The 23,302-nt window shown below is 52.9% G+C and carries 26 protein-coding genes and 1 tRNA gene; 5 read left to right on the top strand and 22 right to left on the bottom strand.

Annotated elements, in window-relative coordinates; translation table 11 throughout:
• Positions 1-76: 76 nt before the first annotated feature.
• The 3 genes from BLS94_RS05440 to BLS94_RS05430 all read left to right on the top strand — a co-directional run bounded on the left by BLS94_RS05440 (position 77) and on the right by BLS94_RS05430 (position 2,814).
• Positions 77-2,008: an ATP-binding cassette domain-containing protein gene (locus tag BLS94_RS05440; RefSeq protein ID WP_090958325.1), complete on the top strand. Its 1,932-nt coding sequence runs from the start codon at positions 77-79 to the stop codon at positions 2,006-2,008.
• Between the two features lie 121 nt (positions 2,009-2,129).
• Positions 2,130-2,462 carry a c-type cytochrome gene (locus BLS94_RS05435; protein WP_090958323.1) on the top strand — a complete coding sequence of 111 codons (333 nt, stop codon included), beginning with the start codon at positions 2,130-2,132 and terminating at the stop codon, positions 2,460-2,462.
• A 25-nt stretch (positions 2,463-2,487) separates the two neighbouring features.
• Positions 2,488-2,814 carry a c-type cytochrome gene (locus BLS94_RS05430; RefSeq protein WP_090958321.1) on the top strand — a complete coding sequence of 109 codons (327 nt, stop codon included), beginning with the start codon at positions 2,488-2,490 and terminating at the stop codon, positions 2,812-2,814.
• A 477-nt stretch (positions 2,815-3,291) separates the two neighbouring features.
• Here the strand turns inward: BLS94_RS05430 and BLS94_RS05425 are convergent, their stop codons facing one another.
• Genes BLS94_RS05425 through BLS94_RS05410 form a run of 4 tightly spaced genes read right to left on the bottom strand, consistent with a single transcriptional unit; the run spans position 3,292 to position 6,169 of the window.
• Positions 3,292-3,720: a DUF1841 family protein gene (locus BLS94_RS05425; RefSeq protein WP_072768112.1), complete on the bottom strand. Its 429-nt coding sequence runs from the start codon at positions 3,718-3,720 to the stop codon at positions 3,292-3,294.
• A 45-nt stretch (positions 3,721-3,765) separates the two neighbouring features.
• Positions 3,766-4,398, bottom strand: a complete 633-nt coding sequence (gene nth, locus BLS94_RS05420; protein ID WP_072768113.1) for an endonuclease III — start codon at positions 4,396-4,398, stop codon at positions 3,766-3,768.
• The gene (locus tag BLS94_RS05415) at positions 4,395-5,126 is read right to left on the bottom strand and encodes an RnfABCDGE type electron transport complex subunit B (protein WP_090958316.1); all 732 of its coding nucleotides are present in this window, start codon (positions 5,124-5,126) and stop codon (positions 4,395-4,397) included. Before BLS94_RS05415 ends, nth begins: the two co-directional genes overlap by 4 nt.
• On the bottom strand, positions 5,123-6,169 hold the full coding sequence (locus BLS94_RS05410) for a quinone-dependent dihydroorotate dehydrogenase (RefSeq protein WP_090958312.1): 1,047 nt from the start codon (positions 6,167-6,169) through the stop codon (positions 5,123-5,125). The genes BLS94_RS05415 and BLS94_RS05410 overlap by 4 nt, the downstream gene beginning before the upstream one ends.
• A gap of 343 nt (positions 6,170-6,512) precedes the next feature.
• On the opposite strand from BLS94_RS05410, the gene BLS94_RS05405 reads away from it, so the two are divergent.
• Complete coding sequence (locus tag BLS94_RS05405; protein WP_090958310.1) at positions 6,513-7,457, top strand: tetratricopeptide repeat protein; 945 nt, start codon at positions 6,513-6,515, stop codon at positions 7,455-7,457.
• A 53-nt stretch (positions 7,458-7,510) separates the two neighbouring features.
• Here BLS94_RS05405 and BLS94_RS05400 read toward each other — a convergent pair whose 3' ends face one another.
• From BLS94_RS05400 to thiO, 16 genes are all read right to left on the bottom strand, one after another.
• Entirely contained in the window at positions 7,511-8,254 is a 744-nt protein-coding gene (locus BLS94_RS05400) for an arginyltransferase (RefSeq protein ID WP_072768116.1), read from the bottom strand.
• Positions 8,238-8,936, bottom strand: coding sequence for a leucyl/phenylalanyl-tRNA--protein transferase (gene aat / locus BLS94_RS05395; protein ID WP_072768117.1), 699 nt, complete (start codon positions 8,934-8,936; stop codon positions 8,238-8,240). Before aat ends, BLS94_RS05400 begins: the two co-directional genes overlap by 17 nt.
• 30 nt (positions 8,937-8,966) lie before the next feature.
• A complete protein-coding gene (gene queC / locus BLS94_RS05390) occupies positions 8,967-9,692 on the bottom strand; it encodes a 7-cyano-7-deazaguanine synthase QueC (RefSeq protein ID WP_090958308.1) in 726 nt (241 codons plus the stop codon).
• A 42-nt stretch (positions 9,693-9,734) separates the two neighbouring features.
• Complete coding sequence (gene queE / locus BLS94_RS05385; protein WP_090958306.1) at positions 9,735-10,469, bottom strand: 7-carboxy-7-deazaguanine synthase QueE; 735 nt, start codon at positions 10,467-10,469, stop codon at positions 9,735-9,737.
• Positions 10,470-10,508: 39 nt separating this feature from the next.
• Positions 10,509-11,414 (bottom strand): tol-pal system protein YbgF, encoded by a 906-nt coding sequence (gene ybgF / locus BLS94_RS05380; RefSeq protein ID WP_090958304.1) that lies wholly within the window; start codon positions 11,412-11,414, stop codon positions 10,509-10,511.
• Between the two features lie 2 nt (positions 11,415-11,416).
• Positions 11,417-11,932, bottom strand: a complete 516-nt coding sequence (gene pal, locus BLS94_RS05375) for a peptidoglycan-associated lipoprotein Pal (protein WP_090958302.1) — start codon at positions 11,930-11,932, stop codon at positions 11,417-11,419.
• 40 nt (positions 11,933-11,972) lie between these two features.
• Positions 11,973-13,259 (bottom strand): Tol-Pal system beta propeller repeat protein TolB, encoded by a 1,287-nt coding sequence (gene tolB / locus BLS94_RS05370; protein ID WP_256325296.1) that lies wholly within the window; start codon positions 13,257-13,259, stop codon positions 11,973-11,975.
• A gap of 50 nt (positions 13,260-13,309) precedes the next feature.
• Positions 13,310-14,140, bottom strand: coding sequence for an energy transducer TonB (locus tag BLS94_RS05365; RefSeq protein ID WP_090958298.1), 831 nt, complete (start codon positions 14,138-14,140; stop codon positions 13,310-13,312).
• A 40-nt stretch (positions 14,141-14,180) separates the two neighbouring features.
• On the bottom strand, positions 14,181-14,597 hold the full coding sequence (gene tolR / locus BLS94_RS05360; protein ID WP_072768123.1) for a protein TolR: 417 nt from the start codon (positions 14,595-14,597) through the stop codon (positions 14,181-14,183).
• A gap of 24 nt (positions 14,598-14,621) precedes the next feature.
• Complete coding sequence (gene tolQ, locus BLS94_RS05355) at positions 14,622-15,308, bottom strand: protein TolQ (RefSeq protein WP_072768124.1); 687 nt, start codon at positions 15,306-15,308, stop codon at positions 14,622-14,624.
• On the bottom strand, positions 15,305-15,751 hold the full coding sequence (gene ybgC / locus BLS94_RS05350) for a tol-pal system-associated acyl-CoA thioesterase (protein WP_090958409.1): 447 nt from the start codon (positions 15,749-15,751) through the stop codon (positions 15,305-15,307). Before ybgC ends, tolQ begins: the two co-directional genes overlap by 4 nt.
• 174 nt (positions 15,752-15,925) lie before the next feature.
• Positions 15,926-16,981, bottom strand: a complete 1,056-nt coding sequence (gene ruvB / locus BLS94_RS05345) for a Holliday junction branch migration DNA helicase RuvB (RefSeq protein WP_090958294.1) — start codon at positions 16,979-16,981, stop codon at positions 15,926-15,928.
• A 96-nt stretch (positions 16,982-17,077) separates the two neighbouring features.
• On the bottom strand, positions 17,078-17,671 hold the full coding sequence (gene ruvA, locus BLS94_RS05340) for a Holliday junction branch migration protein RuvA (protein WP_090958292.1): 594 nt from the start codon (positions 17,669-17,671) through the stop codon (positions 17,078-17,080).
• A complete protein-coding gene (ruvC, locus tag BLS94_RS05335; RefSeq protein WP_090958290.1) occupies positions 17,668-18,186 on the bottom strand; it encodes a crossover junction endodeoxyribonuclease RuvC in 519 nt (172 codons plus the stop codon). Before ruvC ends, ruvA begins: the two co-directional genes overlap by 4 nt.
• Before the next feature lie 149 nt (positions 18,187-18,335).
• Positions 18,336-19,061, bottom strand: a complete 726-nt coding sequence (locus tag BLS94_RS05330) for a YebC/PmpR family DNA-binding transcriptional regulator (protein ID WP_072768127.1) — start codon at positions 19,059-19,061, stop codon at positions 18,336-18,338.
• A 138-nt stretch (positions 19,062-19,199) separates the two neighbouring features.
• Positions 19,200-20,330 carry a glycine oxidase ThiO gene (thiO, locus tag BLS94_RS05325; RefSeq protein ID WP_090958288.1) on the bottom strand — a complete coding sequence of 377 codons (1,131 nt, stop codon included), beginning with the start codon at positions 20,328-20,330 and terminating at the stop codon, positions 19,200-19,202.
• 141 nt (positions 20,331-20,471) lie between these two features.
• On the opposite strand from thiO, the gene BLS94_RS05320 reads away from it, so the two are divergent.
• A tRNA-Lys gene (locus BLS94_RS05320) sits at positions 20,472-20,547 on the top strand.
• 207 nt (positions 20,548-20,754) lie between these two features.
• Here the strand turns inward: BLS94_RS05320 and BLS94_RS05315 are convergent.
• Complete coding sequence (locus tag BLS94_RS05315; protein WP_090958286.1) at positions 20,755-21,195, bottom strand: nucleoside 2-deoxyribosyltransferase; 441 nt, start codon at positions 21,193-21,195, stop codon at positions 20,755-20,757.
• Positions 21,192-22,802 carry an SIR2 family protein gene (locus BLS94_RS05310; protein ID WP_176767802.1) on the bottom strand — a complete coding sequence of 537 codons (1,611 nt, stop codon included), beginning with the start codon at positions 22,800-22,802 and terminating at the stop codon, positions 21,192-21,194. Before BLS94_RS05310 ends, BLS94_RS05315 begins: the two co-directional genes overlap by 4 nt.
• Positions 22,803-23,302 lie beyond the last annotated feature (500 nt).

Below are 23,302 nucleotides of genomic sequence, written 5' to 3'. Positions count from 1 at the left end.
GATTCTTTGCCAAACTTCACCAAGCATGCCAGAATTGCGCCCCTTATCAATCAAGCTGAAGTAACTTTCCCTGCCCATGCCTCTCCTCACTCTTGAAAGCGCTTGTCTTGCCTTTGGTCATCACACGCTGCTTGATCATGTAGACTTGCAGCTTGATACCGGCGAACGTATCGGGCTGATCGGCAGAAATGGCGGCGGGAAGTCGAGCTTACTGCGCATCATAGCAGGCGAAATCAAGCCGGACGATGGCAGGATCTGGCGCACGCCCGGATTAAAGCTGGCCTATGTGCCGCAGGAACCGGAGCTGGACCCCGCCCTTACGGTATTCGAGGAAGTATCCAAGGGATTGGGGAAAGTCAGCCAGGTGCTGCTTCATTATCATGAAGCGTCTCATCTCTTGAGCGACGGCACGGGAGACACCGAGGCACTTCTTTCTCGCCTGCAGGACCTGCAAGCCGAAGTGGAAGCTCAAGATGGATGGCGCATCCAGGCCAGGGTGGAAACCGCTATCGACAAGCTTGATCTCCCCCCCGACGCTTTAGTGGGACAACTCTCCGGCGGACAAAAAAAGCGGGTGGCGCTGGCTCGCGCCCTGGTGGTATCTCCAGACGTGCTGCTATTGGATGAGCCGACCAACCACCTGGACTTTTCCTCTATCGAGTGGCTGGAAGGACTGCTGAAGGACTTTGCCGGAAGCGTGCTGTTCGTCACGCACGACCGCCGCTTTCTAAATAATGTAGCGACGCGGATTGTCGAGCTCGACCGTGGTAAGTTGGCAAGCTTCCCCGGCGATTTTGCCGAGTACCAGCGAAAAAAATTGGAGATGCTGGAGGTTGAAGCCGTCCACAATCAAAAATTCGATAAAGTGCTGGCGCAGGAAGAGGTCTGGATACGAAAGGGGATTCAGGCACGCCGTACGCGTAACGAAGGCAGGGTAAGACGATTGGAAGCGCTGAGAATAGAGCGCGCCGACCGGCGCGAAAAGATGGGGACGGTTAATCTCAACGTCGATGAAGGCGCCAAGTCCGGACGCATGGTGGCCGAACTGGAACACGTCAGCAAAAGATATGGCGACAAAATCATCATAGACGATTTCTCCTGCCGGATCATGCGCGGCGATCGCGTGGGATTGCTGGGACCTAATGGTGCGGGCAAGTCCACCTTGCTAAAGCTGATACTGGGCGAACTACCGCCGGATAGCGGCGATGTCCGGCTGGGTACCAAGCTTGAGGTAGCCTATTTTGACCAGTTGCGCGAACAACTGGACGAGGAGGCAACCCTGATAGACACGATTAGCCAGGGTTCGGATTTTATCGATATTGGCGAGACGCGCAAGCACGTCATCAGCTATCTGGAAGATTTCCTGTTTGCCCCACAGCGGGCGCGTTCGCCGGTAAAGTCTCTCTCGGGCGGTGAGCGCAACCGGCTATTGCTGGCGCGTTTGTTCACCCGCCCCGCTAACGTCCTGATCCTTGACGAACCAACCAACGATCTGGATATCGAAACGCTGGAACTACTGGAGTCGCTGTTGCAAAACTATTCGGGCACGCTGTTTCTCGTCAGCCACGACCGTGAATTTCTCGACAACGTCGTAACCCAGGTTATCGCCTTCGAAGGTAATGGCATACTGCGGGAATATGTCGGCGGCTATGAAGATTGGGTACGGGCAAAGGGATATCTGAAAGCCGCGGCAAAGGAACAAGCGGCAAAATCGCAACAGGTTGCTCCGTCCAAGGCGCGCGAGGTGCGCGAACAGCCCACCCGGATTAAACTGGATTACAAGGAAATCCGCGAACTCGATGAGCTGCCTCAAAAGATCGAGCTTCTGGAGCGGGAACAGGCCGCCATCACCGGCCAACTGGATACTGCGGATTTTTATCTCAATCAACCGGAAAAAGCGCGGTCCTTACATGAACGTTTTGCCGGGATTGAAGAAGAGCTTATGAATTGTCTCGCCCGATGGGAAGAACTTGAGGCAAAACGCCGAGTAAACGGTCAGAAATCATGACGATGAATTTCATTCCATATATCCCTATTCGATATATGTTATTGTTTTATAGATTTTATAGATTGACCAGGAATGGCACATCGTTTAGAGTCGCTCTTTTTGTAAAGAGGGGGCACTGATAATGAAAAGACCAGCAATAATAAGATTATTTGCGTGGGGCCTGCTTCTGGCGGTCACCGGTACGGCTCAGGCAGCAGGTGATCCAGCTGCAGGGAAGCAGAAGAATACCATGTGCATCGGCTGTCATGGAATAGAAGGATACCGGACATCTTACCCGACGGTATATAACGTCCCAAGAATTGGCGGCCAGCATGCTGAGTACCTGGTCAAAGCGCTACAGGCGTATAAAACGGATGCTCGCAGCCACCCCAGCATGAAGGCTATCGCCGCCCAACTATCGGACCAGGATATGGAAGACCTGGCGGCCTATTACGCTGGTGCCAGCGGAAAATAATTACTCATTACGCAAGGAAAGCCTCATGAAAAATTTCGTTATTGCCGCGGCGAGCGGCGCGCTGCTGCTGATTTCCAGCCAGGGAATGGCGGCCGATATTGAAGCTGGCAAGAAAAAAGCTGCGGAGGTTTGCGCTGCGTGTCACGGTCCGGACGGCAATAGTCCCGCACCCGCTTTCCCCAAGCTGAATGGGCAGCATGCAAATTATCTCGCTCATACGTTGACCGAATATAAGTCGGGCGTGCGCCAGGACCCCATCATGGCTGGGATGGCCGCCGCCTTGAGCAAGGAAGATATTGAAAATGTGTCGGCTTATTTTGCAAGTCAATCCGGTCTGAAAACCAAGTATTGATTCAGGAGTTCTGAATAGACCCTACCCGGTGCGGTCGTGGGACCAAGGGATATAGGAATATAGGGGATGGGTTGAGGGAAACAAGACGGATAGCGCGCGAATGCGGCGCGGGATAACCCTTCCCGAAGAAGGTAAGCGGCCTCGGCGTGGGAAGTGTGCGCCACGGGAGGCCGCGAATATCGATACTGCCCCCAATGCTCACTTCGGGAACTCTTTGCACAACGCTTAGGCGTCGTTCCCATCGGTTTTCAGCCGGGCCGCGCGAGCCCTTCCTCGGAGAATACACGCTGTACTCATCACAGAGAGAGCTTGTTCAGAAGTGGCAGGCGGGCCTGAAACTGTTCCCCTGCCAGACTTAAAGGAAATCGACTGCGAAAGCGTAACTTTTTCGCTGCGATTCTTCAAGTCCGACAGGCTGCTAGAGCCCGCTGCTCGGAGTCCAGATAGACGGGATGGTGGCGCCGTTTCAAGTAAAGATCAATTTTGCCCCCGGTCCAGGCATTCAAAGTATACCGAAGCATCAAACGCCGATTGGTTGCGTTGTGCCTGCCAAATCATTTCCGCAAGACATTCCATGACTTGATGCGCGGCATCGTGTTCATTGCCGGTCAACTTCAGTAGACGTTCAAATCGCTTGCGAATACCGGCGGGCTGGTCTATTGAAAGCTGCTCCCCGATGGCAATATGCATGCCCATATGCAGAAATGGATTGGTATCGCCCGTTTCCGGCAAATAATCCTTGTCTTGGTAGCGTCCCGGATCATCAAGCATGGCGTGGTACTCCGGATGCAGCAAGATCACTTCAACTGCCATGTTTTCCATGTCGGAGAGTATCTCTCGCTGCCGATATTTGCGCCAGGTATCAAAGAAAAACTGACGCGCCTGTTCCCGCGAAGGATTAAACATCCAGACTGTGACCAAGCAGTATCATCTTTCTCAAAATTGTTTTCCTTAAAGAGTTTTTTCCTTGAACTCGCACAAATCGTTAATGATGCAAATGGCACATTTCGGTTTTCTTGCGATGCATACATACCGCCCATGTAAAATAAGCCAGTGATGTGCATCGTGGCTGAACTCCTTCGGTATGTACTTCAGTAGTTTCAGCTCTACCTCCAGCACGGTTTTGCCGCGTGCAAGTCCGGTACGGTTTGCAACCCGGAAAATATGGGTATCCACCGCCATGGTGGGTTGGCCGAATGCAGTATTCAATATCACATTGGCGGTCTTGCGCCCCACGCCCGGCAGTTTTTCCAACTCTTCCCGGGTCTGCGGCACCTTGCTGCCGTGATGCTGGATGAGCAGGTTGCAAGTAGCGATAATATTTTTGGCCTTGGTTTTGTATAACCCGATGCTCTTGATGTAATCCCGCAGCCCGGCCTCCCCAAGGTCGAGAATTTTCTCAGGCGTATTTGCGGTGGAAAACAGTTTCCGTGTCGCCACATTCACGCCCTTGTCGGTAGCCTGGGCCGAAAGGATCACTGCGATAAGCAATTCAAAAGTCGAGCGATACTCCAGTTCGGTGGTAGGGTTAGGATTCACCGACTTGAAACGCCTGAATATCTCGTGGCGTATGCTTGAATTCATAAATTAATACGGCGGGATGTTGCCGGCATATCGACAGTGCTATTTTTCTTCGAAGCCTGCGCTTGAGCGGCCATGGCACGCTCAAGCGCAGCCTGAATAGTTGCTTTCTTGAGATCGGTGGTGGATGATGAAATGCTGCTCATGGCTTTGGTTTTTTGCGTAAGCCTCTCTTCGCTCTCCTGTTTTTCACGCTCGATCCTTTGCAACCTGAACTGATAACGTGCGCGAGCGCGGTCGGCAACTTGCTTGTCGTATTCAAGTATCAAACAGTCATCAATTTTGGCATCCTCATTATCCGCGGAACCAGCAGCTCGTGCTTTGGATGGAATCATGCTGATACAATCCACCGGGCACGGCGCCACGCACAATTCGCAGCCGGTGCATTCGGCAGCAATGACAGTATGCGCGTGGCCAGGCGCTCCCACGATCGCATCCACCGGACAAGCCTGAATACAAAGCGTGCAGCCTATGCAGGGCTGCTCGTCAATGAGTGCCACTGTCCTGGGTTTGGGGAAACCGTGCAGGGTGTTCAGCGCCATGGGCCTTATCCCCAACAATTCTGCCAGCTTGCGAATGCCCTTGTCGCCACCCGGAGGACACTGGTTGATGCTGGCATGCCCTTCAGCAATGGCCCTGGCATAAGGTTCGCAACCGGAGAATCCGCACCGGCGGCACTGGGTTTGCGGCAGGATCGCATCGATTTCCGCTACCAGCAAATTTTCTTTCATCTCGAACCCGCCCGTGAAGAATGCTGCGCGTCTGAGGCGCACAATGCATGCGCAATCTCCCGTATCAGGCGAGGGCCGCGATAGATCAGGCCGCTGTATATCTGGACCAGGCTTGCGCCGGCCTCGACTTTTTCCACAGCATCCGCTGCGCATAGGATGCCCCCCACCCCAATGATGGGCAGCGCCCCTTGCAGCACGCCATGCAAGCGCCGGATGACCGCGGTGGCACGTTTTGCCAGCGGTCCACCGCTCAGTCCGCCAGACTCGCATGCATAAGGCAGTGTTTCTATTCCAGCTCGGGAAATAGTGGTATTCGTCGCGATAACCCCGTCTATACGATGTTTCATCAAAAGTGCCGCGATGGAGTCGATTTGCTGTGGATCGAGATCAGGAGCTATTTTTACGGCGATGGGCGTATATTTTCCGTACTCGTCGGAGAGCTTTTGCTGATTGAGCTTCAGCATATGCAATAGATGATCCAGTTCTTCAGCGTTTTGTAGTTGACGAAGGGAAGGCGTATTAGGCGATGAAATATTGATAGCGATGTAATCGGCGTAGCGATAGGCTTTACGCAGGCAAGTCAGGTAATCGTCGACAGCCTTTTCAATTGGCGTATCGAAATTTTTTCCGATGTTGATGCCGAGTATGCCGCGATAATTTGCACGCCTGACATTCGCCATCAGTTTATCGATACCGTCATTGTTAAAGCCCATACGATTGACAATGGCACGTGCCTGAGGAATACGAAACAGCCGGGGTTTCGGGTTTCCTGGCTGTGCACGAGGTGTAACCGTACCGATTTCGATAAAGCCAAACCCGAGCGCTGCAAGCGCGTCTATGTGCTCCCCATTCTTGTCCAGTCCGGCAGCCATTCCAACGGGATTGGAAAAATCGAGACCCATGACGTTGCGGGACCGGCATGCTATTGCGGCACGGCGGATCAACCCGAACCGATAAGCCTTCTCGATCGCATCAAACGTAACTCGGTGAGCTGTTTCAGGTTCGAGCCTGAATAATAACGGACGAAGTAAGGAATAGAACATGGATTTATTTTAACACTGGGAAAGTGCCGAGTCTGTAAAGGAACTTGCAAGCGTTAATCAGCGTCATAGAGAGTCTGATCCAGAACAGCGTTTATAATCTGACACCGCGCAAAAGGCGTGCGCGAGGATTTTTTCATGCTTGGCAAAACGTTTCCACTTCGGCTTATATTCAGCAGTTGAACGGGCGGAGCTATTAGGCCAACGGGATATGAAAGATTCTTTTTGCCATGGCATCAGTCGAGCGAGCTAAAAAAATGAGCTGCCAGCGCCGCATCCAGATTCAGAAATTCCTTCGGGATTCGACAGAAAATTGCCCATTGTTTGTTACTTCTCATAGGACTAAATGATTACATTCATCAAGCGGGCTTCCTATTCTCTGATCTTCGTTCTCATGGCATCTTCGGGGTTGACTCATGCCATGACTGAATGGGATACGCTCAATCAGGAGTGGGAATTGCTTTATGAGCAGGGGGACTATAACCGTGCGACTGTAGTAGCTGCCAAGGCGCTGCAGATAGCCGAACAAACAAGGGAACCGGACCATTCCGACATCGCATCGAGTCTGAACAGCCTGGCATTTTTATATAATGCCCGGGATCAGTATAAACAGGCGGAACCTCTTCTCATACGCGCCTTGGCTATTTTTGAAAAGTCTGTCGGGGAAGGTACCGAGGTGGCGGCGACATTGAACAATCTCGCAATGCTTTACAGGAAACAAGGGCAATACGCGCAGGCAGAACCGCTGTACAAGCGCGCATTGGCAATCGATGAGAAGGCACTCGGTCCCGATCATCCAAATGTTGCCATGAGCCTGAACAACCTGGCACAGCTATATCAAGCCCAGGAACAGTACGCACAGGCAGAACCTCTTCTCAAGCGCGCGCTGGAAATATTGGAGAAAACGCTTGGCGCGACCCATGCAAACGTGGCGATGACTTTGAACAACCTTGCGCTACTGTATACAGCCGAACAACAATATGCGCAGGCTGAACCGCTTTTTAAACGCGTATTGGCAATGTCGCAAAAGGCACTGGGTCCGGATCATCCAAGCGTTGCCTTGAGCTTGAATAATTTGGCAGGCATGTATAACGAACAGGGCAAGTACCCTTATGCCGAGCCACTGTTCAGGCGCGCATTGGCTATTTCAGAAAAAGCGCTGGGTCGAAATCATCCTAATGTAGCCACAAGCCTTGAAAACCTGGCGCAACTCTATCGGGAAATTGGCCACGCGGATAAGGCAAAACTGCTGGCTACACGCGCAGCCGCGATAAGAGCGGCGCAGCGATAACTGCATAACGATAACTTTATAGCTTGATGTTCCAGCCGTTCCTGCGAGTGGTCTCAGTCTTCAGGAATCCGGGAGTTGCTCAGCGGCTCCCATTGCCCTCCGACCAAACCTTGCAGCGGCCTGAAGCCAGCCTTATATGCCATTTTCTGGCTTTCCTTTATCCAGTAACCAAGATAAAGATAGGGCAATTTCAATAGCCGGCACAGTTGCACCTGCCATAAAATATTGTAGGTACCAAAGCTGGCACCCGGCACATCGGGATCGAAGAAAGTATATACAGAGGATATACCGTCGTGCAGTTCGTCGATAATACTGATCATGCGCAGCTTGCCATTTTCATGAAACTCGACAAGGCTGGAATTGACATTGCTTGGCAGCAGGAAGTGGCGGTATTGCTCCCGGCTGTCGCGATCCATGCCGCCGCCGCTATGCCGGCGCGCCTGATAGCGCAGGTATAGCGCATAGTGATCCGGATGATAATAAAGACCGTGTTGAGTCGCGACCAGGTTCTGATGACGTTTCCAGGAACGACGTTGGGCGCGCCTTGAAATCAATTCGTCAACCACGATCCGTACCGGCATGCAAGCACTGCAGTTGTCGCAGTACGGGCGATAGGTAAAAGCGCCACTACGGCGAAAGCCAGCCTGTACCAATGCACCATAGACACCGGTATCGATCAGGTGGCTGGGTGTCGCCACCTGAGATCGCGCCAATTGCTCCGGCAGGTAACTGCATGGATAAGACGCGGTAGTGTAAAACTGTAGCGTTGATGACGGAAGATCATTCAAGTGACTCATTATCCATACACCATTTGTCGACTCGTTCGGGATAGTTTACCAATTCTTTTAATTTTAGACTAAATTCCTTGCGGGAAATTTCCCGGGCGCCGAAAGAAGCGAGATGAGCGGTTTTCATCTGGCAGTCGATCATTTTGAAGCCCCGGCGCTCCAGGTGTCGTACCAGGTGCACAAACGCAACTTTGGACGCATCGGTAGTGCGGGAAAACATGGATTCGCCAAAAAACATTTTTCCCTGCGCAACGCCGTACAATCCACCCACCAGCTCACCCTCCATCCACGTTTCGATGGAATGGGCCAAGCCCATCTCGTGCAGCGCAGTGTAAGCTGCGATCATCTCATCGTGTATCCATGTGCCTGGCCGCTCCTTGCGGGGCTCGGCACACGCCCGCACGACCTCGTTGAAAGCACTGTCGGCCCTGATCGTATAATTGGCCTTCTTCAGCGTTTTTCTTAGTGATCGAGATATTTTAAGTTCAGGGGGGAAAAGCACCATGCGCGGGTCCGGGCTCCACCATAAAATAGGGTCGCCCTCGTTGAACCATGGAAAAATCCCGCAGCGGTAGGCCGCGATCAACCGTTGCGGCGAGAGATCGCCGCCAGCCGCAAGCAGGCCGTTAGGATGGGTGAGCGCAGTGCCTAACGGGGGAAAAGGGGTTTCGGGCGTGAGCCAGGGGATCATGAAGAGAGGATGGTTGAATACGCTTTCCCGCTATGGAATCAAGGAATCAGGCGCAACTCCCCGTTTTGATAATGCGTTGATCACGCGTTGATAACGCGTTACATCGGCCACGCCGGCTGATTCAAACCCCGCCCGCCGTAACCGGCAGGAATCGCACACGCCGCAGGCGCGCCCATCTTCATCCGCCTGATAACACGACACAGTCGAACTGTAATCGAGCCCCAGCAAGATCCCCTGCTGAATGATCTGCGCTTTCGACAACGCTAGCAGGGGCGCGTGAATGCTTAGCCTGGTGCCTTCAATCGCGGCTTTCGTAGCAAGGCTCGCCATCTCCTCAAACGCCTGGATGTACTCTGGGCGGCAATCTGGATACCCCGAGTAGTCTATAACGTTGACCCCAATAAAAATATCCCGGCTCTCAAGCACTTCGGCCCAGGCGAGTGCGAGAGACAACATGATGGTGTTACGGGCAGGCACATACGTGACCGGAATACCGGCGCTGGAGCCTTCCGTCGGTATAGGGCTCGATTTATCCGTTAGCGCCGAACCGCCGAATACGGACAGGTCGAGCTTGATTACCTTGTGCTCGCGCGCGCCGATCGAATGAGCCAGTTCTTCCGCAGCTGCAAGTTCCGATGCGTGGCGCTGCCCATAATCCATGCTCAAGGCGTAGCATTCATACCCTCTACTATGGGCAATGGCAAGGGTGGTGGCGGAGTCGAGCCCACCCGATAAAAGAACTACAGCCTTGGCCATGAAGTCAAGATGGGAAATTGGAGAGGTATTTTCGCTCGTTCTTCACCGTCCCGCGCCTTCTCCCCACAATAATTTGTGGAGCTGGATCTGCACCCGGACCATTACGCGGTCGCGTAACACCCATGCAGCCAACATCGCGGGGTCAAGCTTGCCATAGACCGGCGAAAATAAAACAGGGCAGATGAGACTCAATTGACGCTCATGCATTACCTCCAACGCCCATTGATAGTCGGCTTCATCGCACAACACAAACTTCACTTCATCATGGGACGTGAGATGCTGGAGGTTTGGCCAGAAATTTCTTGCCACTTCGCCCGAACCCGGCGTTTTGATATCCAGAATTTTCGAAACGCGATCATCTACTTCGGATATATCCAAGGCGCCGCTGGTTTCGAGCGATACCGAATAGCCTGCATCACATAATAATGTAAGCAATAGCAGGCATTCTTTCTGTGCCAGGGGCTCTCCTCCGGTCACCGTCACGTAGCGGGCACCGTAGCTGGCAACTTCCGCCAGAATATCGGAGATTGACAAACGCTTTCCTCCGTAGAAAGCGTAATCGGTATCGCAATAAGCACAACGCAAGGGACAACCGGTCAGACGTACAAAAACGGTCGGCAATCCTGAGCGGCTGGTTTCTCCCTGAAGAGAGAAAAATATCTCGCTGATACGCAAACTCTCCGCTTTGCGGGATCGCTCCGCTTCAGGGGATCGCTCCGCTTCGGGGGATCGTTTAACCTGGGATATAGGTGGAGGAGGAGAGAAGGTGTGAACCATATCGTAGATGTACGGGACAATACTCCATGACTGGTTAAATTACTTTTTAGTGATCAGCCGGCGCTTGGCCTTGTCGGCGGCCTCGCTACCCGGATACCTGGCCACCAGCGTTTCCAGGGTTTTCCTTGCAGCGGGTTTTTTATTCATTTCCTGCTGGCTGCTGGCGATGTTAAGCATTGCATCGGGCGCCTTCGCACTATCCGGGTAAGTCTTGATCAGCTTCTCCTGAGCACTGATGGCGCTCTTGAAATCACGTAGCGCATAATAAGAATTACCGATCCAGTAATGGGCGCTCGGTGCAAAGCTGGAGCCGGGATAGGTCTTGAGAAACTTGTTAAACCGGGAAATGGCGTCTTGATAACTGCCGGCCTTGAACAAGCTGTAGGCAGCCTCATAGGCATCGCTTTCGCCATTCTTCGCCGATGCGGAGCTCATACCCTTGGCAGGTGTGCTCGCTGCGGACGAAACAACGGTGGCAGCCGTGGCTGCTGCTGGAGCCTCGGCTGCCGGTTCGGCTTCCATCCCGGGCGCGCCGTGCTCTGCGGTTGCCTCTGCAGATTCAGATGTTGCAGATCCGGATGCCTCAGGCTCGCCAGGCTGCTGCTCGATCCGCCGCAACCGGCTATCCAGATCAATATAGAAATCCCTCTGGCGCTTCTGCGAGGACTCGTTCTCGTTGACCAGTACTTCGATCTGGCCCTGCAACTTGTTCATGTCAAGTCTCAGGGCTTCGATCTGACTATGGAGTTCAAGCAACGGTTGATTGTTAAGCAGGTCCTCAAGCTTTACGACGCGCGATTCCAGCGCCTGTCCCTGACTGCGTACTTCCCCGATAGATGCCTTTTGCACGGCAATCTGCCGGCGCGCCTCCTCGTCGTCGAACACGCCGGCAAAGCTTGAATTACAGGCGATCACGAACACCAACCAGAAAGCGCGCAATGCCACGATTAATAATCCCCTTGATAACGGATGTCGGCGCGGCGGTTCTCGGCCCAGGAGGCCTCGTCATGACCCGTAGCGCGGGGTTTCTCTTCTCCCAGGCTGACAGATTCAACCTGCGATTCCCTGGCCCCTGATAAAGTCATCACATACTTTACCGCATCAGACCGACGCTGCCCCAGCGCAAGGTTGTATTCCCTGCTTCCGCGCTCATCGGTGTTGCCCTGAACCAGCGCCTTGGCATTGGAGTTGTCGCGCAGATACTGGGCATGAGCCACTACCAGGGACTTGTATTCATCCTTTACCACGTAGCTGTCGAAATCGAAATAAACGCTGCGCCGTGAAAGAATATTATTGGGGTCGGTGAGCGGATTGAGGCTCGGCTCGCCTTCCCCTGACCTAGGAGTTTCCATCCCCGTCCGGGCGCCTGCGGACCTGTCTTCCACATCGGCAGAAGGCTGGGGAGTCTTGCTCGCGCAGGCGGACAACACACTGATAAATAATACGGATAAAATCTTTTTCATTTCATTTCCTTTAAAGTTAGCAAAAAATACGGAACCCGAACTACTGGAGCCTTCGCAAAGGCCCCCACGCCGGCTCTCTTATGTCACCAGCCTGCGTTGAAAGCTGTTGTCTTGTTTTGCCGTCGCTCGACACGGCGGATAATATACCACGCCCCCTTACCTCGGTTGCATAGAGGATGATCTTGCCGTTGGGAGCGAAGCTGGGGGACTCGTCAAATTGGGAATTAGTGAGCAATTGCACTTGGCGGGTAGCCAGATCCTGGGTCGCGACATTAAATCTGTCCCCATTGCGGTGGACGAAGACGAAGCTTTTTCCGTCCGAACTGTAATGTGGGCTCACGTTGTAGCTGCCCTCGAATGTGAGGCGCTCTGCCGATCCGGATGCACGCCCTGTGACTGCCATTCGATAAATCTGCGGACTGCCGCCACGGTCGGAAGTAAATATGATGGACTGCCCATCGGGCGAAAAACTAGGCTCGGTATCGATTCCGGCGCTTTGGCTGAGCCGTTGCAATCCGCTGCCATCGGCATTCACCAGGAAGATCTGCGAGCCACCCATCAGAGATAGCACTACTGCAAGCTTCTTTCCGTCCGGCGACCATGCCGGCGCGCTGTTGCTGCCTCTGAAATTGGCTACCGCCTTCCGCGCGCGCGTGGCCAGCGTCTGCACGTAAACGACCGGCTTTTTGTTCTCGAAGGATACATATGCCAAGCGAGAACCATCCGGCGACCATGTGGGCGATATGATAGGTTCCGTGTACTCGATCACCGGCTGCGCATTGAAGCCGTCCGCATCCGCCACCTGCAAGGAATATTTTTTTCCCTGCTTCACCACGTAGGCAATGCGGGTGCTGAACACCCCCACATCCCCTGTCAGCTTTTCATAAATCAGGTCCGCTATCCGATGCGCGGCGGCACGCAATTGTTCCGCGGGCACGGTCTCGGCATAAACCGCCAACTCCGCTTGTTTCGCAACATCCATTAACCGGACGCGGACTGCAACCTGACCCCCGGGCAAGGCCGTGGTGCTGCCAATGACCAGCGCACTGGCGCCGCGGTTCATCCAGTCAGGAAAACTCACTTCGATGGGCTCATGCGGCCTCAACCCGCCCGGATCAACCAGCCTGAACAGTCCGCTGCGTTGCAGATCGGCGGATACTACCGGCGTGATACTCTGACTGAGCCTTTCCTCCGCAGCAAAGGGCACGATGGCAATCGGAATCTGCGCCGCGCCGCCACCGAAAATCTCGATGTCGAGGGCAGCATGCAGCGGCGCACTGATCAGCGACAGTAACAGGACAAAAATATAACCGGGAAATCTGCGCAAGCAAATTTGCATAAAAACAACCCTTTAAAGAATAATGGGAATTATACCAGTCATTCGTGATAGTGCACCTTGACGCTCAGATTGCGGAATTTTGGAAAAAGCGCGGGATCAGGCGGCAGCGGAAGCGGTTTGGATAGAAAAATACCGCGTTCCACGGCGCTGTCGAAAGCAGCGAATCCACTACTAGCGCGTAGCCTCACATCAAGAATATCTCCACCCGGAAGCAGCGTAACGTCGAATTCCACCACCGGATTGCCAGGCAGATCGGGTGGCATGACAATATTTCTCCTGATTTTTGCAAGTATTTTTGCCTTATATTCGGCCATTTCGTTTGCCAGGCGGGATTGCGCCATCGCCTGTGCCGCCTTAGCCTGTGCCTTGGCATTCGCTTCCTGCTGTTCCCGTTGAAGTTGCGCTACTTCAGCCGCCACTCGCGCTTTCTGCTCTTTCAGCTCCTGCTCTTTCTGCTCCTTTTCTTTTCGCTCTTTCTCTTTCCGCTCTTTCTGTTCCTGTTCTTTTTTTACCAGTTCTTTTTTTTCCACCGGCTTTTTTTCAACTGGTTTAGGCTTCTCGATTTTTTCCTTGAGGGCAATATCCGGCTTTGGGGGCGGCGGTGGCGTCTCGATCCTGGGTGGCAACGGCGCTGCTTCGGGCGGCGGCTGGACCGGCTTGGGCTCGGGCAGAGGCGGCGCTGCCTTGATAGCCGGCTGAACCGCTGGAGGCAGGCTGCTCCACAAATCCACCATCACCGGTTCTGTCGGATATGTTTTCCAATTGAGTCCGAAAACCATGAAAGCGAAAAAAATGACGTGGACCAGTACCGCCAGCAGGCCCGCCCGCATCGCGCCCGGTTCAATTTCCGAGGGCTTCCTCAACGCCATTCCGCTCACCGTCTGTTCATATGAGATGGCCGCCCGCTGCTCACTTCGGTCTGGCCAGCAGCCCCACCTTTTTCACCTGCTGCTGTTGAAGAATGTCCATCACATTCATTACTTCTTCGTAACGTACATTCTTATCGCCGGCAATGACCACCGGCTGCTCAATATTTGCCGCCTGCTTCTGTTTAATCGCGCTGACCAATTCTTCACGATTGATCTTTTGTTCGCCTCCCGGCATGGAACGGTCATGCAATCCCAGGCTGCCGTCAGCCTTGACAATCACCTCCAGCGGCGCTACCGGCGGCGCCAGCGATTTGCCTATCTGGGGCAACTCAATCTGACCGGGCGTGATGAGCGGCGCCGTAATCATAAAAATCACCAGTAGCACCAACATTACGTCAATGTATGGCACCACGTTTATTTCATTCATCAACCGACGTTTGGCGCGGCGCTCATTCATGGCGCTTACCCCATGAAAATGATCTCATCCGCTCGCTTGACGCTGCAGTACGTTGGATAATTCTTCCATGAAGCTCTCAAAACGGGTTGCCAGCCGATCGATGCGACTCGAATAACGGTTATAGGCGATAACCGCCGGAATCGCTGCAAACAACCCCATTGCCGTCGCGATCAGCGCCTCCGCAATGCCTGGCGCAACGTGAGCGATAGTGGCCTGGGTGACGTTGGATAAGCCTCTGAAGGAATTCATGATTCCCCAAACGGTACCAAACAGGCCGACGTAGGGGCTTACCGAACCCACCGTCGCAAGAAACGAAAGGTGCGATTCAAGATTATCCATTTCGCGCTGATAGGTGGCCCGCATCGCGCGGCGCGTACTGTCCATCACCGTGGTGATGTCTGTTCCCGGCTGGCGTTTGTGTTTCATGAATTCCCGAAAACCAGCTTCGAAAATTCGTTCCATGCTGCCTGCCGTATGGCGCGAACCGGCGGCGCTTTGAAAAAGTGCATTGAGATCGGTTCCCTTCCAGAAAACATTCTCGAACTCATCGCTTTGCCTTATCGCCTCGCGGATGACGAACAGCTTGCGAAAGATGTACCACCACGACAGGAACGAAGCCAGCAGCAACAGCAACATTACCAGTTGCACCAGCAAGCTGGCGCTGCCGATGAGGTGGAAAAGAGACATATCCTGGGTAACTGCCGGGCTCATGAGTGTTTTCCAAGCTGGTGGCGCAAAGGCACGGGTACGCGTACGGGCTTGAGGCTGTCGGCTCCCACGCACACCGCCTGGACGGTTGCATTGACCAGCGTAGCAGGACCACGCAGCACCTGTTGCGAGATCACGATGCGGCTGCTGCCTATTTCAGCCGCTTCCGCAGTGACATGCAGCAAATCATCCAGTAGCGCCGGCTTGAGGTATTCAATACTAAGTGAACGCACCATGAAAATTACCTTGTGAACCTGAATCAATGAGTGAATCTCGAATCCGAGCTGCCGCAGCCATTCATAGCGGGCGCGCTCCATGAAATCGAGATAAGTCGAATGATAAACTACTCCGCCCGCATCGGTGTCCTGATAGTAGACGCGAATGGGCAACGAAAAAGCGGTCTCGTCCGGATTAACGGTAAATTTATCAACTTCTGTTGCTTTCATATTTTTAAACAAAAAAATTTCGGTATTCGAGAGCGTCGTCTTTCCAATAGAAACCGAGCCTCCCTCAGCGCGGCTTCCATCATTCAGCTATCAGGCGTCGTGATTGCTGTGGACTCAGGTTATCCAGCGCCTCAAGCGGATTGCCGGGGATCGATAACGATTCATGCCGCGTGTTCATGGCTGGTCATCCAGCCACAACTCTCCGCTCAACCCAACCAATCCATTCTTCGGCAAGGCCATGCCGAAATGTTGGTAGGCAATAGCGGTGGCCATGCGGCCGCGTGGTGTGCGCTTCATGTAGCCCTGCTGTATCAGGTACGGTTCCAGCACATCTTCAATGGTGCCACGCTCTTCGCTGATGGCGGCGGCGAGATTATCCACACCCACCGGGCCACCGCCGAATTTTTCCATGACGGCAAGCAGCAGTTTTCTGTCCATCACGTCGAGACCGATGAGGTCCACATCGAGCATGATCAATGCAGCATCCGCCACCGGGCGGGTAATGTAACCATCGGCTTTGACTTCAGCGAAATCTCGCACCCGCCGCAGCAGACGGTTTACGATGCGTGGCGTGCCGCGTGAGCGGCGCGCAATTTCCACCGCTCCATCGGAAGAAATTTCCACGTTCAGCAATCCCGCGGATCGCGTCACGATTTTAGTCAGCTCTTCCACCGAATAAAATTCAAGGCGTGAAATAATGCCAAAACGATCGCGCAACGGGTTCGTCAGCATACCGGCGCGAGTAGTGGCGCCCACCAGAGTGAACGGTGGCAAATCGAGTTTGACAGACCGTGCCGCGGGACCTTCGCCTATCATGATATCGAGCTGATAGTCTTCCAGCGCGGGATAGAGAATCTCCTCCACGATAGGCGAAAGCCGATGAATTTCATCGATGAACAATACATCGTTGGGTTCGAGATTGGTCAGCAGGGCCGCCAGGTCGCCGGGGCGTTCCAGCACCGGGCCGGACGTCTGGCGCAGGCTCACGCCCATCTCCCTGGCAATGATGTGCGCAAGTGTTGTCTTGCCCAGACCGGGCGGCCCGTACAGCAGCACGTGGTCGAGCGCCTCCCCGCGGCGCCGTGCCGCCTCGATGAATATTTGCAACTGCCCACGAATTTTTTCCTGGCCGACGTACTCGGTCAGGTGCTTGGGGCGCAGCGCCCGCTCCAGCTCCTCTTCCTTGAGAGAGACGGGCGCGGAGGTAATCAATCGATCGGTTTCAATCATAATCAAACACTAAAGCTGCACCTCTTATCCGTGTTGGGCTGGAAGTGAGTGGTGGCAGTAAACGCGCGCGATTCGAGCGTGGCCGTCGTGTTTCTTTTATTTGTCTTTCGATAGGAACTTCAACGCCTGACGTATGCCATCGGATACGTTAACGTTGGCGGGTAACTGCTTGACTGCCCAATTGGCTTCCCGGTCATTATACCCCAGAGACAACAGGGCATTGAGCACGTCATTTGCGCTCGTTGCCGTGAGCCCGACGCCTGAGGCATCTGTTGCGCCAGCCATGCCAAGGTCGAGCTTGTCGCGTAATTCCAGCAGCAAACGCTCGGCGGTTTTTTTGCCAATACCGGGGATCTTGATCAACCGCCCGCTATCCTGGGCCGCTACCGCCTGATGCAAATCAGCCACGCTCAGGCCAGACAGCAACGCAAGGGCTGTTCTTGCCCCGACGCCGGAAATCTTCACGAGCTGGCGAAAAGCTTGCCGCTCTCCTTCGGTGGCAAAACCGAAAAGCAGATGCACGTCTTCGCGCACGACGAGGTGGGTGTGAAGCGTGATTCGCGCGCCGATCGTGGGCAGGTTATAGAACGTGCTCATGGGCACATCGATCTCGTACCCGAGGCCTTGTATATCAACCAGCACCAGGGGGGGGGATTTTTCCAGCAGGACACCGGTTATCCGGCCGATCATACCAGACGCCCCCGTTTCATGCGGTAGCCCGCAGTCGAAATTCCGCCCAGCCCCTGCCCCCCATGAGCATGGCAGATCGCGCAAGCAAGCGCATCCGCCGCATCGGCGCTGGGGCTACCGCCAAGTTGCAACAGGCGCTTCACCATTTCCTGCACTTGCTCTTTTTTGGCATGCCCTTTGCCGACCACTGCCTGCTTGATCTGTAGCGCGGTGTACTCGGCGACGGCCAGATTATTCAGTACGGCCGTGCAAATCGCCGCCCCCCGGGCCTGCCCGAGCATTAGTGTGGATTTTGGATTGACGTTGACGAATACCTGTTCCACCGCGACTTGATCAGGCTGGTGCTGCGCGATCACCTCATTAAGATGATCCATGATCGTCTTGAGGCGCGACGGTAGCTCGCCCTCTACGGTTTTAATACAACCGCTACTGACATAGGCCAGCTTGCTGCCGAATTTATCGATAACACCAAAGCCAGTAATGCGCAAGCCGGGGTCTATGCCAAGAATACGGATTTTTTTTCCTTCCGAATAAGCGCGACTATAAATTCAAATGCCGGAATAAACTTACTTTCGGTCAAGTTGACACATAGCGGCGCAAACGGGAGCAAGCACAAACCGGCTCCTGGCTGCATCGATTTTCCAATATATTCAGGGTAAAAATGCTATTCATCCAGCACGGCGGTTGTGTAAGCCTCTTGCACATCGTCTATATTTTCCAGCGCATCCAGCAATTTTTGCATTTTGACTGAATCATCACCGCTCAGCACGGTTTCACTGACGGGCTTCATCGTCACTTCCGCAAGCTCTGCCTTGAACCCCGCTTTCTCCAGCCCCGCCCTGACTGTCACGAATTCATACGGCGCCGTAATGACTTCCATGCTTCCGTCATCGTTGGTGACTACGTCCTCCGCGCCGGCATCGAGAGCGGCTTCCATCAGCTTTTCTTCATCGGTGCCGGGAGCAAAAAGCATTTGCCCGCAATGCTTGAACAGGAATGCGACTGAGCCGTCCGTACCGAGATTGCCGCCATACTTGGTAAAAGCATGGCGCACATCCGCGACGGTACGCACGCGGTTGTCCGTCATGCAATCCACCAATACGGCTGCGCCAGCGATACCGTAGCCTTCATAACGTACTTCTTCATAGTTCACGCCCTCCAGGTCGCCACTGCCGCGCTTGATTGCACGCTCGACGTTGTCCTTGGGCATGTTCTGCTCGTAAGCCTTGTCGACAGCCAGACGCAACCGTGGGTTGCTGTTGGGATCCCCACCGCCAAGCCGCGCCGCAACGGTAATTTCTTTAATGAGCCGGGTAAAAATCTTGCCGCGCCTTGCGTCCTGCGCGGCTTTCTTGTGCTTGATATTAGCCCACTTGCTGTGACCGGCCATGCGTATGCCCTATTCCTGTTATTGAAGTGGTGCAATGTTATCACTCCGCCTCGTGCCGATAAAGCGCAGCGCGGGCAAGGCTTTATTGGAAACTGCGCGGAAACAACGCCACCGGCGAAAATATGTTCTCCGCACGGGCTAGGATGGCCACTTATAAGGCGCGATATCCAGCGGTTGTGGTTTGTTCAGGATCATATTGGATATAAGCTGAGCGCTGCCCGGCGCCATGGTGATACCGTAGCGGTAATGGCCGCTATTGAGATAAAGGTTCGGGATGTGGGGATGGCTACCGACGACCGGGATATTTTCAGGCGACCCTGGGCGCAATCCTGCCCAATGGCCTGAAAGCGTTGCTTCGGTCAATGCCGGCACGAGCGCATGCGCTTTTTCGAGCAATAATTTTCCCGCCTGAGCAGTCGTGCGTCTGTCGAAGCCAGTTTCCTCCAGGGTGCTACCGGCAAGAATGTGTCCATCGCGGCGCGGTATCAAATAAAAATTGTCCTGTTCCTGTAGCACGATTGCGGGAAGCAGACCCGATTGTGCCTGGAACAGCAGAATCTGCCCTCGTACTGGCCAGATATCGAGCTTTAATGCATGCTCACGTAAAAGCCCGCCGCTCCACGCTCCGGCGGTGACGATGTAATTCGATGCAGTGAATTTCTCACCCCTGCTCGTACTGACCGATTGGACCCGCCCATGCTCAACCTGCCAATCGGTAATCTCCACATGCTCTTTAATGGCCCCCCCACGCTGCCCTACCGCCTTTATCAAGGCCTGCAATAAACGGGGGTTACGCACTTGGCAAACGTCCGGCAGCCAAAGCGCTGCTTCGTCGTTGGCGAGCAGCGGTGCAATTTCATGAGAGCGAACCTTGCTCAGCCGAAAATCGTGGAGAGCGCACCAGGCCTCGGCGTTATGCTCGCGGGCGCCCCGCAACGCTCCGCCGTGGCCTTCGCTGCCCGGTTCGCCGGTGGTGTGGGTTAAAACCAGCATACCGCTGGCCTGGTACTCCGGATCAATACCTGTATCGCGCCGCAGCGCTTCGATAAACTTCGGAAATAGCGCATTGCTCAATTGCGTCAACCGCGTTACCGGGCAGGAGTAATTCCACGGCAACAGTGGCGAAAGTATGCCACCCCCCGCCCAGGATGCCTCCCGGGCGCAGTGCTGACGCTCCAGTATGGTCACCGTCGCACCAAGCCGCAGCAATTCGTGCGCTACAGTCAGCCCGGCTATTCCACCGCCGATAACAATAATGTCACTACTCAAGGATCAACTCTTCACAGATGGGCGCGTTAAACCCGATTCTGCGCTGAAATGGGATGGGCAGGCAATCGCATTCGGACGAACTTGATCCAAAAAACTTTATATCGGAGGGGTGAGCCGTTATAATGCACGACCTTGGTAATTGGGTCGTTAGCTCAGCCGGTAGAGCAGCGGACTTTTAATCCGTTGGTCGCCAGTTCGAATCTGGCACGGCCTACCAACATATCAATGAGTTAAGCTCAATAGTATCCTTTTTAGGGTAACAGGGGGGTAACTTGCGAGTAATTTCACTGCGGCAGTTAAAGCCGAGCGGTAGTCATACAAGGTGGCCCTCTATTGATCTCGAGCTGATGATTTGTATGCTAACCGTTCAGAACGGCGTCTACGTGAAGAAGTGCATCTGAACCTGGGAGAACCACCCACAAGATCACAACCTCCGTAACCAGCTGCATAACCTCCCAACGTCATTGAATATCTCTATGCAACTTCTATTAATCATGGGATTATTTCCTGTTGGAAGCTGGCGGCGGATATCTGTTTGCAGTCCTACGCATGTCTTTCCCAACGCTTTGGAATACCCAAGCTCAAACGCGACACCCTCGTCAACATTGGCGCCATCTAATACCGCGACAACAATATCTGTTGTTGTTATTGCTGAAATGTCCGCTTCGTAGACAATTCTTTCGGCTGTATCTTTATCGGTACCTTGAGCGACAAGCTTTGCGAGAAGAAACCCATCTATTTGTGGCACGAATACGTCAAAATCTGGCGTTAACTGATCCCTAAGGGAGTCATTGAACGTTCGCTCTCTGTCGTTAAATAAGGGAGAGGCGAGATAGAGCCGCATCCTTCGTTTTGTGGCAGTCATAATTCCGCTATATTCAGAAGTCTTTGATGTAGGTCTACAGGTAGATATTCCTCTACAAATATCTTCTTAGCTATCGCTCTGACTACGTGCTCTATAGGCCTTCCCGTATTGTCAATTGCACTCGTAGGACACTCGCCATAAATGTCCAACGTTCTTTTTTGCAGACCTTCAAGAGTATTGTCGTCCCAGTTCATCTTCCGCTTGGACAGCAGCCGACTTTTCACTTCGACAATGCTCGCCATCAATAGTACTATCTGTCCTGATTCTATTTTGTACTCGCTTCTTCCTGGGCTTATAGCAGAGATCATGCTCTGGGCTCTTGCTCCCGTCTCGTTTTGTTGAGTAAAGGTAATCGGATCAAGAGGAGATCTATCTATTAACTGAATCCCCTCTGTGGTTTCTAATAGAGCGACATTCTTCTGATAAAACTGACTGTTTACCCACTTGTCTACCATTTCCTTTTCAGGCATTGTTAGTTGACTAGATGGTTTAGCAAGCGCAGAGGGGCGCTCTTCCATCCATTCTTCGTAAAGTCGTAAGCTACCAAAATGATTTAGGACGGTTGATTTGCCGACTCCAACAGCGCCTACCAAATAATAGTTGTATTTCGTATTAACTCCAGCAATTGCGGCGCGTCTTTTGAAGTTTTCTTTTTCCAGCTCTATAAGTTGTGCTAAAGCTGAAACTTCTGCGCTATTAAGAAATAGAGTGATTAAGTTAAATACTTCAAAGTTCGAATTAAAAATCGCCCTCTTCTCGCTTGCCGTAAGCGTCTTTTTCTCGTTGGTGTATCTAATATAATAGTGGTAGTTTCCTGGGCTGATCGTCAAGGCCTGTCTTAGCAAATGCTTCAACGTATGGTCGTCTAAGGAAAGTCCTACAAACAGACACGTTTTCTTTGTAAAAAGATGAAGCAATGAAGCTAATCTGCCGGACATGCTCTCTATGAGCTGATCAGAAAACGTATCTTCAGAAAAAACCAAATTTTCACTTTGTTGTAAATTTTTATCACCTGGAAGAAAACCATTAGGGTGGTAAATGACGGGCGTGGTTTCTTGATACTGCACGTGTGAATTCCATACAGCTTGGTATGCCCTCCCTTTTCGAGGAGCTCTATTCCACTCATTTTGCGAGAGCATGTACTCCAACGTGTCATCGAAATTATAGTTAACAGCGAATTTAGTATGATTAATGAGGGGTATGAATTCCTTCAAATATGCATGAGTGCCAATATTATTTTTTCTCTCGGCCTCTGCATTTTTGTATAGAACTTCATGTACCACTTCCCTCCACTCCGCTAGAACCCGCTTTTCGCGGTACGCTATTGAATTATGGGTTTTCTCAAGTTCCTCGAGCCTGCGCCCCTTAAAGTGCTGGAAGAGCAGTTGAGTAATTGAAGTTGTGTTACTCCATTTTTTAGCATTTTCATATATTTCCTTCCCGTCGATTTCAGTATGTGACGCTATGCCCTCAACCAATTCATCCCAGTTGGGGAAGTGTAATTCTCTTGAGATACCGGCTCCAAAAACCAAACTGAGTCGACAATTTTGAAATTGCTGTCTTAAATGAACGATCGCTTTGGGATAATTTTTTAATACATTTTCCATAGACGCCCTAGTCCTCCTCCCATTTTTTGGCTGCATCCAGAAGCGGTATCCAGGCGACGATTGCCAGTTTCCGGTAATACGTCATTCCGCTAATAGCAGTATGCGGCCTTTCCGTATTGTAACGCCACGACATCGCGTAGCAGTTTCTTGTGCATGCCTCTGGATTCAAAGATCGTCAGATCTAACCATTTGTGCCCCGACCGTGCGATTGGAGCATTCCAGTTAAGTATTTTGGCAGGCCTGCCGAGCGGTTTAAACACCAGCGTGATCCCTTATTCTTCAGCCCCGCTGCCGAACTTCCCGGCTCAGGCTTATTATTTAGTGGACTACTTTCGGTTTTGCCGCGCATTCAATTATTTGCTACAGCGCTCACATAATACAAGTGGCAATATTGCCAAGTCTCATTTGTTTGCCTTTCGCTAATCGATTTAATGACTTTTTTCAAGCACTGGCAATATTGCCACTTTCCAGCTCTTCAGAAATTTCAGTCCCAAGTATGT

It is taken from the genome of Nitrosospira sp. Nsp18, from assembly GCF_900103145.1.
GTDB lineage: Bacteria > Pseudomonadota > Gammaproteobacteria > Burkholderiales > Nitrosomonadaceae > Nitrosospira.
The sequence above is the reverse complement of the archived record's forward strand: the minus strand, read 5'-3'. Positions and strand labels throughout refer to the sequence as shown.